General features: G+C 47.0%; 14 protein-coding genes. 6 read left to right on the top strand and 8 right to left on the bottom strand.

Annotation, left to right across the window (positions count from 1 at the left end; all coding sequences use genetic code 11):
- Positions 1-21 precede the first annotated feature (21 nt).
- The 3 genes from BLU98_RS08135 to BLU98_RS08125 are packed head-to-tail and all read right to left on the bottom strand — an operon-like array spanning position 22 to position 3,386.
- Positions 22-1,509, bottom strand: coding sequence for a tetratricopeptide repeat protein (locus BLU98_RS08135; protein ID WP_092723540.1), 1,488 nt, complete (start codon positions 1,507-1,509; stop codon positions 22-24).
- A 3-nt stretch (positions 1,510-1,512) separates the two neighbouring features.
- Positions 1,513-2,268: a zinc ribbon domain-containing protein gene (locus BLU98_RS08130; protein ID WP_092723539.1), complete on the bottom strand. Its 756-nt coding sequence runs from the start codon at positions 2,266-2,268 to the stop codon at positions 1,513-1,515.
- Positions 2,269-2,291: 23 nt separating this feature from the next.
- The gene (locus BLU98_RS08125) at positions 2,292-3,386 is read right to left on the bottom strand and encodes a Nif3-like dinuclear metal center hexameric protein (RefSeq protein WP_092723538.1); all 1,095 of its coding nucleotides are present in this window, start codon (positions 3,384-3,386) and stop codon (positions 2,292-2,294) included.
- 34 nt (positions 3,387-3,420) lie between these two features.
- Between BLU98_RS08125 and BLU98_RS08120 the strand changes: the two genes are divergently transcribed.
- Entirely contained in the window at positions 3,421-4,272 is an 852-nt protein-coding gene (locus BLU98_RS08120) for an aminotransferase class IV (protein WP_257574819.1), read from the top strand.
- A 1-nt stretch (position 4,273) separates the two neighbouring features.
- On the top strand, positions 4,274-5,584 hold the full coding sequence (locus BLU98_RS08115; RefSeq protein WP_092723659.1) for a cryptochrome/photolyase family protein: 1,311 nt from the start codon (positions 4,274-4,276) through the stop codon (positions 5,582-5,584).
- Between the two features lie 151 nt (positions 5,585-5,735).
- Here BLU98_RS08115 and guaB read toward each other — a convergent pair whose 3' ends face one another.
- On the bottom strand, positions 5,736-7,235 hold the full coding sequence (guaB, locus tag BLU98_RS08110; protein WP_092723536.1) for an IMP dehydrogenase: 1,500 nt from the start codon (positions 7,233-7,235) through the stop codon (positions 5,736-5,738).
- Between the two features lie 40 nt (positions 7,236-7,275).
- Here guaB and BLU98_RS08105 point away from each other — a divergent pair, with 40 nt between their 5' ends.
- Positions 7,276-8,469 (top strand): MFS transporter, encoded by a 1,194-nt coding sequence (locus BLU98_RS08105; RefSeq protein ID WP_092723535.1) that lies wholly within the window; start codon positions 7,276-7,278, stop codon positions 8,467-8,469.
- 6 nt (positions 8,470-8,475) lie between these two features.
- Here BLU98_RS08105 and dprA read toward each other — a convergent pair whose 3' ends face one another.
- Positions 8,476-9,588: a DNA-processing protein DprA gene (gene dprA / locus BLU98_RS08100; RefSeq protein ID WP_092723534.1), complete on the bottom strand. Its 1,113-nt coding sequence runs from the start codon at positions 9,586-9,588 to the stop codon at positions 8,476-8,478.
- A gap of 92 nt (positions 9,589-9,680) precedes the next feature.
- Entirely contained in the window at positions 9,681-11,591 is a 1,911-nt protein-coding gene (locus BLU98_RS08095; RefSeq protein WP_092723533.1) for an OmpA family protein, read from the bottom strand.
- A gap of 61 nt (positions 11,592-11,652) precedes the next feature.
- Here BLU98_RS08095 and BLU98_RS08090 point away from each other — a divergent pair, with 61 nt between their 5' ends.
- Positions 11,653-12,309: a hypothetical protein gene (locus tag BLU98_RS08090; RefSeq protein WP_092723532.1), complete on the top strand. Its 657-nt coding sequence runs from the start codon at positions 11,653-11,655 to the stop codon at positions 12,307-12,309.
- 24 nt (positions 12,310-12,333) lie between these two features.
- Here the strand turns inward: BLU98_RS08090 and BLU98_RS08085 are convergent, their stop codons facing one another.
- Both BLU98_RS08085 and BLU98_RS08080 read right to left on the bottom strand, forming a co-directional pair.
- Positions 12,334-12,915 (bottom strand): 7-carboxy-7-deazaguanine synthase QueE, encoded by a 582-nt coding sequence (locus BLU98_RS08085; RefSeq protein WP_092723531.1) that lies wholly within the window; start codon positions 12,913-12,915, stop codon positions 12,334-12,336.
- A 35-nt stretch (positions 12,916-12,950) separates the two neighbouring features.
- The gene (locus BLU98_RS08080; protein ID WP_307777213.1) at positions 12,951-13,874 is read right to left on the bottom strand and encodes a bifunctional 5,10-methylenetetrahydrofolate dehydrogenase/5,10-methenyltetrahydrofolate cyclohydrolase; all 924 of its coding nucleotides are present in this window, start codon (positions 13,872-13,874) and stop codon (positions 12,951-12,953) included.
- A 617-nt stretch (positions 13,875-14,491) separates the two neighbouring features.
- On the opposite strand from BLU98_RS08080, the gene BLU98_RS08075 reads away from it, so the two are divergent.
- Entirely contained in the window at positions 14,492-17,722 is a 3,231-nt protein-coding gene (locus BLU98_RS08075; protein WP_092723529.1) for a SusC/RagA family TonB-linked outer membrane protein, read from the top strand.
- Between the two features lie 20 nt (positions 17,723-17,742).
- The gene (locus tag BLU98_RS08070) at positions 17,743-19,203 is read left to right on the top strand and encodes a SusD/RagB family nutrient-binding outer membrane lipoprotein (protein ID WP_257574817.1); all 1,461 of its coding nucleotides are present in this window, start codon (positions 17,743-17,745) and stop codon (positions 19,201-19,203) included.
- The last annotated feature ends 25 nt before the right edge of the window (positions 19,204-19,228 follow it).

Genomic DNA, 19,228 nt, shown 5'->3' with positions numbered 1-19,228 from the left:
GTACGGTATCAGAAATTTTTATTACTCTCCTTTGCACCGGGCGATGCCTGATTTTGCTCTTTGATCGAGCGAATTTTTGTATTCATGGTCTCCCATATCGAGGCATTGCCGGTAATAGGAGATGGCAGTGGCTTTATCGCCTTTGGATTCATAGAGCTGACCTGCCTGCAACGCAGCCCTGGCTGCGAAATATTCGGTCCTGTTTGCACCGATGCGTATGGCTTGCTGGTAAAATGTAATAGCTTCTGCATCCCTGCCCAGGTCATCATAAATGCGGCCCATGCGGTAAACGAATTCCAGTTTCTCTTCTTCGCGCGAAAAGTCGCGTTCTGTCTTTCCATGTAACAGTGCCAATGCATCGTGATGGTAGCCGCCATCATTCAGCAAGCGGGTCTTCAATAACAATACATTGGGCCATCTGCCCGATTGGGCATCTTTCAACGCCTGCTTATCGGCATCGGAATCGGTAGCGCCGAGCGACAGTACATTTTTCCGCGCAGCCTCTGCCGCCTGCATATTGCCTTGCAGGTAATAACACCAGCTCAGTTTCTGGTAAGCGTCTTTCAGGTAGAATTTTCCTTTGAAGCTGGATACAAACCTTTCCATGCAGGAAGTGGCTTCGGGCAATTCGAGGTGATAAAGCCGGGCAAAGCCCATTTCAAAATCCCATACAGGGGTATGCAGGTATTCGTCGGACTTATTCCTGTTGAGAATGATGTTCCTGGTCAAATCGGCCTGCTTATTATTCAGGGCCAGGTTGGCAGCCATATAAGCGTGCAGGTGGTTGTTCACCAGGTCCAGCTTACGTTGGTTGATAAATTGTAAAGCTTCTTCTTTTTTGTTTTCGAGATAGAAGAGGAGGTAGGGGTATATGAAGTTGGCATCAGCAGCCATTAATCTTCCCCAGGGATCGTTGCTGTAAACGAAGCCGTGCACGATGCGCATGCCTTCTGTAAGCGAGCCTTTCATGCCAAACAGGGAAGCCAGCCATTTATATCCCTTTGGAATAGTACCCACCACGGCCTGCAATGCGCCATACATGAGGTCGTTGGGCATGAAAGTGGGAAACGCTTTCCTGTTTTCTTTGATGGCCTGATAGGCTCTTCTGAATTCCCAGCCTGCATCCCAGAAATGACCGAACTTGATGGATACGGCTGCTTTATGGGTACGTACGGTGCTGAGGCAGAAATAATAAAAAGGGGAGCTTTGCGGACCTTTCTCCAATTGGCTGATGCGTTGCGCAAACCGCGGATAGCGGGTGGCATATTCAGCAGGGTCTTCGTTGAAAAAGAGAAGATAGAAATCGGCATAGCTCTCCAGCACAACCGGTATGAGGTTATGTGGATTCTGTTGCCTGGCTTTTTCAATGAGTGCCAGTCCGCTGTTGATCTTTAACCTGGTGATTTCCTGGTAAGCCTGTTGGCAGGTGGTATTGAATTCATACACTTGCTGTGTTTGCCCTTGCAGGAAACTGCAGCACAGTAACAGGAGAAACAGGTAGTGTTTCATTTCCTATTTTACTTCAACGCTGTCGTTCAGGTCGGCATCAACGAGAATGCGGCCGCAGTTCTCGCATACGATGATCTTTTTATGTAAACGGATCTCGCTCTGGCGTTGAGGAGGGATGGCATTGAAGCAACCACCGCAGGCATCTCTTTCTACCGGTACAACGGCCAGGCCATTGCGGTAGCTTTTGCGGATGCGGTCGTAGCTGTACAGCAGTCTTTCATCGATACGGCTGCGTGCAGCATCACTGTCTTTGGCAAAATGAGATTCTTCTTTTTCGGTATCTGCGATGATCTTCTGCAGTTCACCTTTTTTATGATTGAGAACGCCTTCTTTAACGCTCAGTTGTTTTTTGGCAGATTCCAGCGCCTTCACTTTATCGGCCAGTTCTTCATTGGCGTCGCGAATGTGCTTCTCGGCCAATTTGATCTCGAGCTGCTGCATTTCGATCTCTTTGTTGATGGCTTCGAATTCGCGGTTATTCTTTACGTTCTCGCTTTGCTTTTCGTATTTGCTGATGAGGGCTTCGCTTTCCTTGATGGCAGTTTTTTTGCTTTCAATGAACTCGGTGATACCGTTGAGTTCTTCTTCAACACGGGTCTGGCGGCTCTGTAAACCATGCACTTCATCTTCGAGGTCGCTCACTTCCATGGGCAGTTCGCCTTTCAGGATCTGGATCTCATCCAGTTTGCTGTCAATCTTTTGTAACCTTAAGAGGGCTACCAATTTTTCTTCAACAGAGAAATCTTTAACTGAAGCCATATAGTGTTTTGTCGTTTGTAGCTTTAAAAATACCGAACAGGGTTGGTATTGATTGCTGATTTGAGGACGGCAAAGGTAGGGAATTTAGCCTGTAAAAGTTCAACCAGGAGCTCGCTGGTATATTGTTCACTTTCCCAGTGGCCGATATCGGCAATGACCAGCCGGTCGTTGGCATCGAAAAACTCGTGGTATTTAACGTCGGCCGTAACATAAACATCGGCTCCGGCCGCCAGGGCCCGGCCGGTTAAAAAGCTGCCGGCGCCCCCGCAAAGCGCCACTTTTTGTATCTTTTTCCCCAGTAAAGGCGTGTGACGTACAATACTTAATTCAAAAGCATTTTTTAGTATATGTAAAAAGCCTTCTTCAGTTACCGGTTCGGGCAGTTCTCCTATAAGGCCGCTCCCCACTTCGGGGTGCTCATTGGCCAGGGGGATGATATCATAGGCCACTTCTTCGTAAGGGTGAGACTTGAGCAGGGCTGCCACCAGCCTTGACTGGAGATGGGCCGGGAAAATGACTTCCAATTTGACCTCTTTTTCCCTGTGCAGCTCACCCGGGTTGCCTGCAAAAGGGTTGGTGCCGGCCCCGCCTTTGAAAGTACCGGTTCCTTCCACATTAAAACTGCAATCGCTGTACCGGCCAATATGCCCGGCACCTGCTTCGAACAGGGCGGTGCGCAGTTCATCGGCTTGTGCCAGGGGGACAAAACTGCAGAGTTTCATCAGTTGTCTGTCTTTGGGGGCGAGGATGCGCCTGGAAACCAGTCCAAGACGGTCTGCTATCCGGTTATTCACCCCATGCAATACATTATCGAGGTTGGTATGTATGGCATAGATGACGATATCGTGTTTGATGGCGCTGATAACGGATTTTTCTACATAATTCCTTCCTGTTATTTTTTTCAATCCCCCGAAAATAATAGGGTGGTGGGCCACGACCAGGTTGCATCTCCTTTCTTTGGCTTCCATGATCACCTGCTCAGTGGCGTCGAGGGTACAGAGTATGCCGGTGCAGTTCCAGTTGCTGTTACCGGTGAGTAATCCCGCATTATCATATCCCTCCTGGTAAGAAAGCGGAGCGGCCTGTTCCAACACCTGTATGGCTTCCATTATTTTCATGGTTGCTAATTTACCTTCATTCTATCTTTATTGCATGGGAAACGGAGATTTTCTTTTTTACAATGGCAAACTGATGCGAGACAACGGGCCGTTGATCGACGCCTCCAACCGTTCATTCCGGTATGGAGATGGCTGTTTTGAAACGATGAAAATGGTGAACGGAAAATTATGTCTCGCTTCCTATCATTTTGAACGACTGTTCAACTCGCTGGACCTGTTACGGTTTGAATGTCCTGCACATTTTACACCGGCCTACCTGGAGCAGCGCATTTTGACGGTAGCGGAAAAAAACAAACACACTGCATGTGGCCGTGTGCGGCTGACGATTGCCAGGGGGAATGGAGGTTTGTACGATGCGGCAAATCATTTTCCCAACCATCTTATACAGACATGGGCATTGGAAAAGCCGGCAACGGGTTTGAATGTGAACGGCGTGGAAATGGATATTTTCCCTGATGCCAGGAAAGTGTGCGACCTTTATTCGATGCTCAAGAGCAACAATTACCTGCCCAATGTGATGGCAGCTTTATGGGCGAAGGAACGCCGCTTGAACGATGCTGTTTTACTCAATCCGTATGACCGTATTGCGGATGCGACCATCGCCAATATATTCATAGTGAAGGATGGGGTTATTGCAACGCCTTCCCTTGCAGAAGGAGCGGTCAACGGCGTGATGCGCAGGCACCTGCTGCATTGTTTACACCAGGCGGATATGCCTGTTGAAGAAAAACAGATCACGGTGCATGAACTTTTGGAAGCATCGGAAGTTTTTCTCACGAATGCCATCGCGGGTATTAAATGGGTGAAACGTGTGGGCGCAAGCGAATACGGTTGCCAGCTGGCACCAGCATTGTATGATCGATTCATTGCCAATATTCATGAATGAGATGAAGAAACCGCTTGTCAATATCCTGTGGTTGAGAAGAGACCTGCGGCTGCGCGACCATGCAGCGTTGTACCATGCCTTGAAAAGCGACCGGCCCGTGCTACCCATTTTCATCTACGACCGGCATATCCTGGACAAGCTGGAAAACAGGCAGGACCGGCGGATGTCTTTTATATACCAGGCTTTGGAAGCGATGCAGCAAGAGCTGGTGACGATGGGCAGCAGCCTCGCCGTATACCATGGGTATCCTGTGGAAGTATTCGACAAGCTGTTGCAGCAATTTGATATAGGCGCTGTATTCACCAACCACGATTATGAACCGTATGCCATAGAAAGGGATGCGTTGGTGGGGCGGCTGTTATCGGGTGCTGGTGTGTTGATGTATACGTATAAAGACCAGGTGATTTTTGAAAAGAACGAAGTGCTGAAAGACGACGGAAAGCCTTACACGGTGTTTACACCTTACAGCCGCAAATGGAAAACACTGCTGAATGATTTTTACCTGCGCTCTTATCCCGATTCGGTTTTGTATGACCGGTTTTACCGGCAGGAGGCCATGGCGTTGCCCAGCCTGGCGCAGATAGGCTTTGAATGGCGTGGAAATGATTTTCCGTCGAAAACATGGGACCTGGCAAGGATGCAACAATATGGAGCTACCCGCGATTTCCCGGCGATGGACAAAGGCACTTCGCGTTTGGGCGTGCATTTGCGTTTTGGCACCATCAGTATACGGGAGCTGGCCAGGACGGCGAAAGCTACGAGTGAAGTGTACCTCAACGAGCTGATCTGGCGTGATTTTTATCATGCCATCCTCTGGCATTTTCCACAGGTGGGTAAAGGCGCCGCTTTCAAACCGGAATACGACCGCATTGTTTGGCGGAATAACGAAGGAGAATTTACGCGATGGTGCCAAGGATTAACCGGCTACCCGCTGGTAGACGCCGGTATGCGTGAGCTCAATGCTACGGGCTATATGCACAACCGGCTGCGCATGATCACGGCTTCATTTTTGTGCAAGCATTTGCTCACTGACTGGCGATGGGGTGAAGCATATTTCGCAACACAGTTGCTCGATTTTGACCTGGCTGCGAACAATGGCGGCTGGCAGTGGGCGAGCAGCAGCGGCTGTGATGCCGCACCTTATTTCAGGATATTCAATCCGGCACTGCAAGCGGAGAAATTCGACAAAGCGCAGCAGTATATTGAAAAATGGGTGCCGGAAAGGAACGGGTTCCAATATCCGCCACCCATTGAGCAGCATGAACTGGCGAGGCAACGCGCGTTGGCTGCTTATGCGCTCGCGCTGAAATAATGCATTGTATGAATTTGATCTTAAGTATCCTTCGGTCGTCATCCCGAGCAACGTCACCCTGAGCGAGCGAAGCGAGTCGAAGGGGCAGCCGAGGAATCTGCCCGAAGCTTCTGCAGGTCCTTCGACTCGCTTCGCTCGCTCAGGATGACGGCTATTTTCTGCTGTAGTTCGGCGCCTCTTTGGTAATATCTATGTCGTGTGCATGGCTTTCTTTCATGCCTGCATTGGATATTTTTACAAAAGTGGCTTTCTGCAGTTCCTGTATGCTCCTGGCGCCGCAATAACCCATACCGGCGCGGAGTCCGCCTACATACTGGTAAACGATCTCGCTGAGATTGCCTTTGTAAGCTACACGTCCTTCTATGCCTTCGGGTACGAATTTTTTTACATCGTCTTCCACATCCTGGAAATAGCGGTCGCCACTGCCCTGGCTCATCGCGCCGAGGCTGCCCATGCCGCGATATTCTTTGAATTTACGGCCTTCGTAGATGATGGTTTCACCGGGGCTCTCTTCCACTCCTGCAAACACGCTGCCCATCATCACCACATTGGCGCCGGCTGCGAGTGCTTTTACCATATCGCCGGTATAACGGATACCGCCATCGGCGATCAGCGGAATGCCTTTGGCTTTCAGTGCGTGACTGGCTTCCATAATGGCTGTGAGCTGTGGTACGCCTGCACCTGCAACAATGCGGGTGGTACAGATAGAACCGGGGCCGATGCCCACTTTTACACAGTCGGCACCTGCATCGGCGAGTGCTTTGGCGCCGGCAGCAGTGCCTACATTACCGGCGATAATTTGAAGGTGCTTGAAATTTTTTCTCAACGATTTCAGCGCATTGATCACTCCTTTACTATGACCGTGGGCGCTATCGAGCGTAACTACGTCAACACCCACCTGTTGCAATGCCGCGGCGCGATCCATGAGATCGCGGGTAATACCCAGTGCAGCGCCTACCAGCAATCTGCCCAATGAATCTTTAACAGCATTGGGGTTGTTGCGTAACTGGAGAATGTCGCGGTAGGTGATGAGTCCGATCAGTTTGCCCTGCCTGTTCACCACGGGCAGTTTTTCTATTTTATACTGGCGCAGGATCTTCTCTGCTTTTTTCAGATCGGTACCTTCAGGTGCAGTGATGAGGTTTTCTTTGGTCATCACTTCTTTCACCTGCCTGCTTTTATCAGTTTCAAAACGCAGATCGCGGTTGGTAAGGATACCTACCAGTTTGTCTTTGGCATCCACAATGGGAATACCACCAATCTTATACTCTTTCATCAGCTTCAGTGCATCGCCGATGGTAGCTTCTACCAGGAGGGTGAGCGGGTCGATGATCATGCCGCTTTCACTGCGCTTTACCTTGCGAACCTCATCTGCCTGCCGTTCTATGCTCATGTTCTTGTGCAGTATACCGAGGCCGCCTTCGCGCGCCAGCGCAATAGCCAGGCTGGCTTCGGTAACGGTATCCATTGCTGCCGAGAGCATGGGTACGTTGAGGGTAATGTTTTTGGTGAGCTGTGAGCGGATGTCCACTTCACGGGGAAGTACCTCACTGTAAGCGGGCATTAATAATACATCATCGAAGGTGAGCCCTTCGCCGAATAACCTGGATGCTGCCGTCTTGTTAGTAGGGGAAATATTTCTTGTTGCCATGTGCAAAGATAGGCCAATTTTTTAAACTTAGCTTTGCACCATGGAAAAAACCCTTGCAGCGCCCGATCAGCCCTATTTCAATTTGCAGTTTGCGTTGTTGTGTGCCAGTAACTTTTTATTCGCGGCCAGCTTTACCATGATGATTCCTGAATTGCCGGGATACCTTACCAAACTGGGAGGAGCTGAATACAAGGGACTCATCATTGCGCTCTTTACATTGATGGCGGGTATATCCAGGCCTTTCAGCGGTAAATTAACCGATACCGTAGGGCGTGTACCGGTAATGATCTTTGGGTCGCTGGTCTGTGTAGTATGCAGTTTGTTGTACCCCGTGCTGACTTCCGTTTCCGGGTTTTTATTGCTGCGTTTTTTTCATGGCTTTTCTACAGGATTCAAGCCTACCGCCACTTCGACTTATGGGGCAGATGTAGTGCATGAGTCGAGAAGGGGAGAAGCGCTGGGTGCATTATCTATTGGTTATACGGTGGGTATGTCGCTCGGACCATTGCTGGGAAGTTACCTGGTGAATACATTTTCTTATAACATCATGTTCTATGCATCGGCCGGACTGGCGCTGGGCTCTGTGATCATCCTGTATAATATCCGTGAAACGCTTCCCGATCCGAAAAAATTTTCTTTGCAGGTAATACGCGTACAAAAACATGAAGTGTTCGAAAGAACGGCGTTGAAGCCGGCCATCATCATGTTCCTGCTGGCCTTTTCCACCGGCAGTACTTTAACGCTGGCGCCGGATATGAGCGAATGGCTGGGCGTGCAGAACAAAGGGTTGTTCTTTGCGTGGTATACGGTTTCCTCTTTACTCATCAGGTTGTTTGCCAGCAAGTCTTCCGATAAATACGGAAGAGTACCTGTGTTGATTGTTTCCTCCCTTGTGTTGGCTGCTGCGATGGCCATACTGGCATTGGCGCACTCGCCATTCATGTTGTTATTGAGCGCTACCATATTTGGTTTGAGCTGGGGTATGAATGGACCTACCATTGCGGCCTGGACGGTAGACCGCTGCGCACCTGAGAACCGGGGGAAAGCAGTTGCCTCCATGTATATAGCGCTTGAAGCAGGTATTGGTATAGGCGCTTATTTGTCGGCCTTGATTTACCAAAACCTGTCTTCTCATTTTGTGTATGCTTTCATGATGCCATCTGCATTGGCGTTGATATCGTTTGGATTGTTGATGGTATGGAGAAAGAAACAAGCGTTGTTGGTTGTAAGATGATAGTTGTTAGTTGTTAGATGTCAGTTGATATATTTTGCCTGGTAGTGAGATGATCAATTGATATAGTTCAAGCGTCAACAAAATAGCGATGACGGTGTTGTAAGTGAGTGTTGTTTGTTTGCATATTTCATCGAGTGATACAGGTGCATTTTTTTCCTGCATAACCGACATTACTTTTTGTTCTTCATTCGAAAGGGAAGGGAACAAAGTGTTTTGCATTTTTGCGTTTGGTTTTTTAATTTCTTCCCATCCCATTGAAGCGGCGAGTTGTGCGGCATCTGTTAATAATATGGCTTTGTTTTGCTGGATGAGCTGCAGGCAGCCGGTGCTTTTCCCGTCGGTTATTTTGCCGGGAACGGCAAACACATCGCGATGGTAATTACAGGCGAGGTTTGCGGTGATCATACTGCCACCTTTGATGGCTGTTTCTATAACAATGGTCGCATGGGAGACGCCGGCTACGATACGGTTCCGGCGGGGGAAGTTGTGTTTATCCGGCGCCGTATCTTTCCCAAATTCTGTTAAGAGTCCTCCTTTTTCTATTAATTCTCTTGCCAACGCATGGTGCTGCGAAGGATAGATGGTATTGAACCCATGCGCCAGTACGCCCACTGTTCCGAGTGATTGTTTCAGCGCGGTCTTGTGTGCAATGGCATCGATACCGAAGGCTAGTCCGCTTATGATCAGTGGTTGCCATGGCTTTAATTCTTCGATGAGTTTTTCTGTTACCTGTTTACCATAAGTAGTATTGCTCCTTGTTCCAACAATACTCACAATCCGGTGATGGTTAAGCGGTGTTGAGCCACGGTAGTATAATAAAACAGGCGCATCATAGCAATGCAGCAGCAGTTGCGGGTAATCCGGGTTCGACAGGAATAGCGGATGTATCCCATGTTTTTGACAGAATCTGATTTCTTTTTCCGCTGCTTCGAATTGCCGGTATCTTTTAATCTGTGCAGCTCTTATTTCACCGATGCCTGGCACCAGGCTCAATTCTTTTTTACTTGACTTGAATACCTGTAATGCCGATCCCAGGTGCTCTATGAGCAGCCTGCTATGAACCGGCCCCAGTTCGGGTACTTGTGTAAGTGCTACCTGGTATAATAGTTCCTGGCTCATGCCAGCGAAGATCTGTTATGGCATAGTTGTCTCGATCAGGTATTAATACCTGAATATTTGTATGACAACTTCATTCTTCAAGCGTTAGAACTTTACATGCCAGTAATAGTGAAGGAAGTACGCCTGTTGAGGGCTCTTCCCGCTTCGGTACTGTTGTCGGCAACAGGTTTGCCGGCGCCATATCCTTTATAACTGAGGCGTTTGTTATCGATGCCTTTGCTCACCAGGTAATCTACAATGGCTTTGGCGCGGTTGGTAGACAATACAAGGTTATCTTCAGCTTTGCCCACATTGTCTGTGTGACCGCTGATCTGCACTTGTAAACCTGCATTATCTTTTAATACCTGAACCAGTTGATCGAGCTCGGCAAGTCCCGTTTCAGGCAAGCGGTATTCGTTGTTAGCGAACAGGATATTGTGGAAAGTGAAAGAAGCATTGAGTGCAACCGGCTGCAAGAAAATGTCTTTTCGATAAGTACTGTCGGCCTCTTTTTTACTCAGGCCATAGACCTCACTGTAAAACAGGTATCCTTTGCGGTTAACGGTAAAAGTATAGTCCTTGCCAATGGGTAAGGTGATGAAATAATCACCCACTTCATCGGTCTGCACTTTCATGAACGATAGGTTGCTGCCGTTATCAATAAGCTCGATATTAGACGGAAGTGGTTTTTTAGTTTGTGCATCGGTCACTTTTCCTTTTACATAGATGGTGCGATAAGGACGGATGTCGGGTCTCAATTCAAATTTGTAGAGATCCAATCCTCCTCTGCTGTCACTTCTGTCACTGGCATAATAAGCAGTGAGGCCATCTGCCGATACAGCCAGGCTTCCTTCGTTCTCAATAGTGTTGATGGGATAACCCAGGTTCTCAGGCGTTCCCCATTCTCCATTGGAACTTTTGCGGAGCACAAACAGATCCGAACCACCATAACCGGGTAACCCGTCTGAATGAAAGTAAAGGGTTTGGTTGTCGGCATGGATGAATGGTGCGAATTCATCGCCGGCTGTGTTGATCGCGGGTCCCATGTTCACAGCAGGTGTCCATTTGCCATTGGCTTGCCGGTAGCTTACATACAGGTCGCGCCCTCCATAACCACCGGGACGGTTACTACTGAAATACAACGCGCGCTTATCCGGACTCAACGATGGCGAACTTTCCCAGAATTCGGTATTGATGCTTTCGCCCATGTTCTGCGGCTCGCTCCATCCCTGCGGTGTGTAATACGAAATATAGATATCGAAGCCTCCATATCCCTTGCCTGAGATATCAGCGGCAAACAACATCCATTCACCATCTTGCGATACGGTGATGGCTCCTTTGGCGGGTTCAATGTTGATGTCTCCTTTAATAAGCCTGGCTGCAGCGAACCCCTGTTTGGTAATGCGGCTTTCAATAAAATCTTCGCGTTGCGCTCCTGTTCTCCTGGTAAATACCAATAGGCTGTCGGTAACGGTAACCGATGGATAGTATTCGTTCAAGGGCGTATTAACACTATCACCCAGGTTAATGGGTATAAAGTTGTAATTGTTGTTGGGATGTTTTTTGGCATAGTCAATAGCGAACTCATAGCAACGTTTGCGGTAAGCAGCGCTTTTTTGTCCGCGTTCACTGATGCGTGGAATATTGGCGAAGACCGTTACGGCTTTCAACGCTTCTTCAAAGCGGCCCAATCCGGCCAGGTTGATGGAATAAGGCAGGTTGAATACTTTGAAATAATTGCTGTCGATACTTCTTGCTTTCTCATAGAGTGTAACAGCCTGCTGGTATTTTTTTAATTCACCGCAAGCGCCTGCTAATGAGAGATAAGCTTCCATATAATTGCTGTCGATCTTGATGCAATCGGTAAGCATGGGTATGGCGTTCCGGGTATCACCTGCCTGTAACAGATCAAGCGCTTTTTCGTATAAGGGAATCGCTTTTGGATTGATCTTTTGAGGCTGGTATGATTGAGCAAAACTGCCAATGCCAATGAAAAGGACGATATAAAAGAGAATTGGTTTCATAGGGATTTGAAAGTAGAGATTTAAACCAAGAAGTCAAAATATTTTAACTTTATAAAAAAAGATGAAACAATTTTATACCATTGTTTATTGCTTGCTTGCAACAATATATTGCTGCCATGCGCAACTGCCGGTGAGCAAAGAGCCCCGGCACCACAATGTATTTGAGAATGCCTGGGTACGGGTACTGGATGTGCGCATTCCTCCCCGCGATACTTCACTTTTTCACAGGCATGAAATACCTTCTGTATTCCTGGTGTTGACCAAAACCAAAACGGGCTCCCAGGCAATTGTTGAACCGGCCAGGCCAAACCTTTCTTCGGGCAATATCTGGTATGAAAGTTTTGAAGAGAAACCACGGGTACATCGTGTATGGAATAATGATACTTCTGAGTTTCATGCGATGGACATTGAATTGTTGCGTCATGCACATGGCGATACAAGTCCGCTGCCGGAGATGGATCATTTCACTTTGTTGTTTGATGAAGCACCTGTAAGGGCTTACCGGATAATGGTGGATGCGCATACCAACCTGCACCTGACGAAGCGGGCAACACCTGTTTTGATCATCAAATTAACAGATGAAGGAAGCGAGGTGAATGTGAATGGCAAACTATATAAAAAAAGAGGCGACTTCAGTTTTATCGACGCAGACCAATCTATTGATCTTAACTACAAGGGAGCCGGGCGTGTGCCGCTGGCTTTTTTTGAGTTGAAATAACAGCAACAGTGAAGACCTGCTGCATCAGGGAACATGGATGTATTTGTGTACCTGCAAGCTCAATTCCCATTGAGGGTTTGATTTGATATAATCGATGATCAGCGGTGTTACTTTATCGGACTGATCCCATTCAGGTTGCAGGTAAAGCTTGCAAGTGGGATTTACTTGCGCAGCATAAGTTTCAGCCCATGTAAAATCGTGTTTGTTGTATATGATCACTTTGAGTTCATGGGCCAGGGGTACGATTTCAGGCAGCGGCGCTTTGAATTTTTTGGGAGAGAGACAGATCCAGTTCCAGTTACCACTGAGCGGAGAAGAGCCGGATGTTTCGATATTGGTCTCGAAGCCGGCTGCTTGTAATGCATGTGTAAGTTCATCCAGCGAATGCATTAATGGTTCTCCACCTGTTATAACGGCGAGCCGGCCGGGATATTTTTTTGCTTCCCCAACGATGGCTTCTACCGATAACAATGGATGTTGGGATGCATCCCAGCTTTCTTTCACATCACACCAAAAACAACCTACATCGCATCCGCCCAGTCTTATGAAATAAGCGGCACGACCCTGGTGGAAGCCTTCACCTTGTAAAGTGTAGAAGGACTCCATAACGGGGAGGAGGGTGGTATGGGAGTTGTGAGTTGTCAGTTGTGAGTTGTTAGATATGCTTGCATGGTATTTTTCAAAAGGCCGGCGATGGTCATCAGGCCTACACCACCGGGTACAGGTGTGATGGCGCTGGTTTTTTCGGCCGCTTGTTCATAAGCCACATCGCCTTTGATACGGAATCCTTTTTTAGCAGTGGGGTCGGCTACACGGGTAATGCCTACATCGATCACTACAGCGCCTGGCTTGATCATATCGGCTGTTACGAAACCGGGTTTGCCCAATGCGGCTACCAGTATATCTGCACCGGCGCAAACTGCTTTAATATCGGGCGTATGCGAATGACAGATGGTAACGGTGCAATTGCCTTGCGGAAGATTGCTGCTGAGCAGGATACTCATAGGGCGACCAACAATATTGCTTCTGCCGATCACCACAGCGTGCTTGCCTTTTGTTTCAATACGAAAATGCTCCAGCAGCAGCATGATGCCATAAGGAGTAGCCGGTACGAATGTGGGCAGTCCCTGTACCAGCTTACCTACGCTGATGGGATGAAAACCATCCACATCTTTGGAAGGGGCTATGGCTTCGATGACTTTCTGTTCGCGGATCTGTTTGGGCAGGGGCAGTTGCACGAGAATACCGTCTACCGAAGGATCGGTATTGAGTTGGGCAATTTTTTGCAGCAATACTGACTCTTCAATGTTTTCATCGAAACGGATCAGGCTAGACCTGAAGCCGGTTTCTTCACAGTTTTTCACTTTGCTGGCCACATAGGTTTCACTGGCGCCATTGGTTCCCACCAGTATGGCAGCTAAATGCGGAGCGCGTTTACCTGCTGCTAACAGGGTGGCGGTTTGTTGTGTCAATTCTGCTTTTACCGCTGCAGAGGCGACTTTCCCATCGAGTATTAACATGGGCGCAAAACTAATCTTAATTCGTTGTAACACTGTCAGGTGCATAAATGTTTATGCAAGCGTGCGAAACAATGAACATATAGTTAGATAGAGAGGACTTATTATACAAATTAGGTATTTTGATCATATTGCCAGTGTTTTTCTCCGCCTCCACCCCAATATTGTACCACATGCCCTTATTGTCTAGCTCATCCTGATGATATCCATTGTCCGTAGTTATGGAATAAAGTTTTTAATCATAGATAACGACAGAATCAAAGCGCATCACCATACAAACAAAATGGTATGCGCTTTTTTGTTAGTGATAGCCAACAGATAGCACAGTTTTTCAGTTTGCTGGCCACGCAGAAATTTGTGACCCTATTTATGCCCATTTAAGATTCTTGAATTGCGCATATTCGCAGTAAAACTTGTTTTTATATCTGCGAAATCATTTTATTAAGTCGCTCATTAATATTTAGTTAGAGCCTAAAAGATTAAAATTTGATTAAAAATAAAACTATTTGATGAAATACGCAGCCTTTTTGAAATAAAATCAGTCTTTTTGAAGTACGAAAATTAAGGTTTTGTTAACTCGGCCTATACGAACGTTTGTTTACTAAGTCGATTTAGCGTATTTTTCGTTACACGTTACAGTAACTAATTAATAAAAACTAAAGCACATGAAGAAAATGTCATCATTGTTTGTGTTGCTGCTATGTATTTGCAACATGGCTAGCGCTCAGACAAGACCGGTTACAGGAACCGTGACCGACAAGAAAGGACAAGCTATTCCGTTTGCATCGATCATTGTGAAGGGCACCAGAACAGGTGTTACTGCTGATGCGGAAGGAAGGTTTATCATCAAAGCCAAAGCAGGGGACGTTTTAGAGATAGAGTCCCAAGGGCAGATCAAAAAAGAAATATCCGTTACCAGCGACAATTCTGTAACAGTAGTGATGGATAGAAATGAGAAAGAAACGCTGGCAGAAGTTGTAGTAACGACTGCTTTTGAAATCAAGAAAAGTGCAAGAACTACTCCTTACAGTGCGCAAACCATCAGTTCCGATAATTTGAACCTGATTCGTCAGCCTAACCTGAACAATGCTTTGGCTGGTAAAGTAGCCGGTGTACAGTTCAGAGGTCAATCGCCCATTGCGCTCGACAGGGATGCATTGCTGCGTATTCGTGGTGGTTCTACACTGAGTGGCGATGCGGGTCCGATCTATGTAATGGACGGAACGATTGTGAACTCTATAGATATTAACCCTGACGATGTTGAATCGCTGACTGTTCTGAAAGGGGCCAATGCTACTGCGCTGTTTGGTGGTCGTGCTGCCAATGGTGCCATAGTAATTACTACCCGAAAAAAAGGAAGCGGCAATGGTATTGGTGTTGAAGTGAATACCGGTGTTACTTTTGACAGGGTGTATGTACTTCCTAGGTACCAGGATAAATATGCTGGTGGTGCAAGTCCAACCCTGATGACTTATACCTGGAAAGCCGGCGATCCGGTAGAATGGAAGGCATTGGACGGTAAGAAATTCCCCGATTATACAGATGACTCCAGTTGGGGGCCTGCTATGGATGGCTCTGAATACGTACCCTGGTATGCATGGATTGGCGGTCACAGCCGTTCATTCAAAACTGCTTCACTGGTACCTCAGCCGAATAACGTCCGGGATTTCTGGGAAACTGGTGTTACTACCAATAATAACATCAACTTTACCAAGAGCGGGCAAGGATACAATGTACGTTTGTCTTATACCAAGCAATACGTGAAAGGTATATTGCCTTACTCTAAATCTGACAGAAACAACATTAACCTGTCTGCTTCATTTGATTTAGACCAGCATCTGACTGCTTCTACTAATATCACTTATTCACAGCAGCAGATCGATGGTATCTTCAACGACGGGTACGCTAACGCTTCTTCTGGTAACTTTAACCAGTGGTTTCACCGCGATCTGGATTTCAAGATCATGAAGGAGTTAAAGGACCTTACTACCCCCATCGGCACTTATGCAAGCTGGAACTTCTCTTCCAACCCCGATGGTTATGATCCTGCTAACCCATTGAATTTTTATGGTGGAAACTATTGGTACAACCACTATACCCGTCTCCAAAATAATACTACCACTCAAAACAGACAACGTTTGTTTGGAGATGTTTCGTTGAAATACAAGTTCAACAATCACTTCTATGTGAAAGGAACTGTTCGTAAAAACCAGTTGACAACACTTTATGAAACCATCTTCAGTTCTAAACTGGCAGCAAGTGCCACTCAAACAGGAGATCTTGCTTCGTTTGGTACCGGTTATAGCAATTACCAGGAAGACAACTTCGAATTACTGGCTGGTTATACACAAAGGTTTGGTGACCTGGATGTGAGCGCCACCATAGGTGGAAACAAGTTGTCGATCCGCCAATATGGGCTTACGGCCTTTACTTCGAAAGGATTGAACGTGCCAGATCTTTACTCCATCTCTAACTCTGTGGCACAGCCTAACATTGGTAGCACCCGTAATAACTGGGAAACCAAGTCACTGTTTGCTACCGGTGACTTTGAATATCGCAAATTTGCCAGTATTACCTGGGCTATCAGGAGCGACTGGTACTCAACTTTGCCACAAGTACCCCAGGGTAACAATAGGCTCATATCTCCTTCACTGGGTGCCGGATTGGTATTCAGTGAGTTTACTAAAAGTTCGTTACCATGGCTCAGCTTTGGTAAAGTGTTTGGCAGCTGGGGTAAGAAACCCAGGGATTTGGATGTGTACAAGAATAACTTCCTGTATGGTGTAAACCCCAATCCTTGGAATGGCAACTTCTTGATGGCAACTCCCCGCCAATTATTGGATCCCGCATTGAAAGGTTCTTTGATCACTACCTATGAAGCTGGTATAGATCTCCGGTTTTTCAAGAATAAACTGGGTTTGAATGTGGTTTACTATAATGAAGACAACAACGGAGAACCAGTAAGTGTGGCTCAAAGCGGTGTGAGTGGATTTACTTCTAAGCTGATCAATGCAGCGCGTATTAAGAAACAAGGGATAGAGGTTATCCTGAGTGCAACGCCGATTAACAAGCAGAATTTCAGTTGGCAGGTCAACCTGAACTACAGCTACCTGATAAATAACCCTGTGGTTGCTTTGCAACCCGGTGCGGCTGCCGGAACCAGGCAATTACTTGCTGGCGGTGCATTCGGTACCCGTTTTGCACGTGCCTTCCAGGAGTTGGGTTCAGATTGGGGCCAGTTGATTGGTGGCGGTATCAAACGTAATGATGCCGGTGACCTGGTAATCAACCCGAATAACGGTAACTATGTGGCAGATGTGAATAAACATTGGGGTTCGGTTGTACCTAAAACCAACGGTGGTATCGTGAACACATTCACCTATAAGCGGTTTACTTTAGGATTTAACCTTGATTTCCAGTCAGGCGGCAAGTTCTTCTCTTTATCTGAAATGTGGGGTGGTTTCTCCGGCATTACGGAGGCTACTGCCGCTACCAATGATAAAGGAAAGAATGTACGTGATGCTGTATCTGCCGGCGGTGGTGTACATGTTAAAGGTGTAAGTTCCGTTGACCTGAAAACGGTGGTAGATACATACGTACCTGCCGATGCTTATTTCCAGCAGTTCTATTTCAACAGGATTGCGGAACCTTATGTACATGACCTGACCTTTATCAAACTGAGGGAAGTAAACCTGGGCGTAAACCTGCCTGTAGAAAAGTGGGGATTAGCTAAATACGTGAAATCTGCGAATTTCTCAGTTATAGCTCGTAACCCCTGGCTCATCTACACGAAGACCAAGAGCTTTGACCCCTCCGAAATTTCTGCTATACAGGGTGAAGATGGACAGTATCCGGGTACTCGTTCACTGGGCGTTAACCTGAGACTCAATTTCTAACCCTTATAAACTCAATGATCATGACTAAGAAAATAAATAAAATTATATTGATGTTGGGACTGGGTTCAACACTCATTGGCTCAACCGGTTGTTTCAAGCAGTTGGGAGATTATGGAAAAATGAATAGTAACCCCAATGCGACTACCTCGCCTATTACTTCCGCACTGCTAACCAATGCATTGGTTAGCTTGAACGGTGGTGTTTGGGACGAGGGTGGTTTTAGAACAGTGAATGGATTGTATGCGCAGTACTTTTCAGAAACACAGTACACCGATGCGTCGCGTTATGCAAGACCTACGACTAATTTTGATGGTTTTTATGCCGGTCCTATTTACGACCTGCAAAATATCATCAATTATAATTCAGACCCTGCAACAGCAGCAATAGCGGCAGCGAACGGTTCCAACAAGAATCAGATTGCTATTGCGCGCATCCTGAAAGCTTACTATTTCTGGACCATTACCGATACCTGGGGTGATATTCCTTACAGCAAGGCATTGAAAGGAGTAGGCGCAATCCCTTATGATGGGCAAGATGCAATCTATAAGGACCTGTTGAAGGAGTTGAAGGAAGCAGTAGCCCAGTTTGAAAATTCTACTATACCTTTTAAAGGTGATATCCTTTATGGTGGTAATACTGCCGGCTGGAAAAAATTTGCCAACTCACTTCGTTTATTCATTGCGTTGCGTATGTCAAAAGCCGATCCGACAACAGGTAAAACGGAGTTTGCAGCTGCCCTGGCAGATCCTGCTGGTGTAATAGATGCAGCATCTGATAACGCCAAGCTGACTGCCCCCGGTGGTACTTACACGAACCCATTTTATGACTATTATGTAGTGGTACAGCGGAAAGACTATGCCGTGAGCAAAACCATAATGGATATTCTTTCATCTAACAACGATGAGCGCATTAATGCTTTCGCTTCATCCACTGTTGGGTTCCCTTATGGGCTGACAAGAGCCGATGCGGTTACTTTTGCCAACGCCAATGTGAACTATGCAAGGATTCTTGAACCTACACGCAGGAAAGAAACTACCCCCACTGTACTGGTTGCATCTGAACAGGTGAAACTGGCGAGGGCAGAAGCTGCTGCTCTGGGATGGACTGTCGAGGACATGATTACATTATACAATGGCGGTATTCAGGATAGCTGGACAAGATGGGGTGTGTATGATGCTACTAAATTTGCGGCATACATAGCGCAACCCAATATTTTACTGGGTGTAAACAACATACAGAAAATTGCTCTGCAAAAATGGCTGGCCTATTATCCTGATGGAACACAAGGCTTTGCAGAATGGCGCAGGAATGGTGTGCCGGCTTTAGTACCTGCACCCGGACTGACAAGCATTCCCAGAAGGACACCTTATGGTCCGAATGAACCACAACTAAACCCTGTGAATTATGCAGCAGCAGCTGCTAAGTATACTGATGCATCGGGCCCCGATTCTCAGTACGGTAAGGTTTGGTGGGATAAATAAGCATGTTCTATGGGGATAACTACAT

This window comes from Hydrobacter penzbergensis (assembly GCF_900106985.1).
Lineage (GTDB): Bacteria > Bacteroidota > Bacteroidia > Chitinophagales > Chitinophagaceae > Sediminibacterium > Sediminibacterium magnilacihabitans.
The sequence above is the reverse complement of the archived record's forward strand: the minus strand, read 5'-3'. Positions and strand labels throughout refer to the sequence as shown.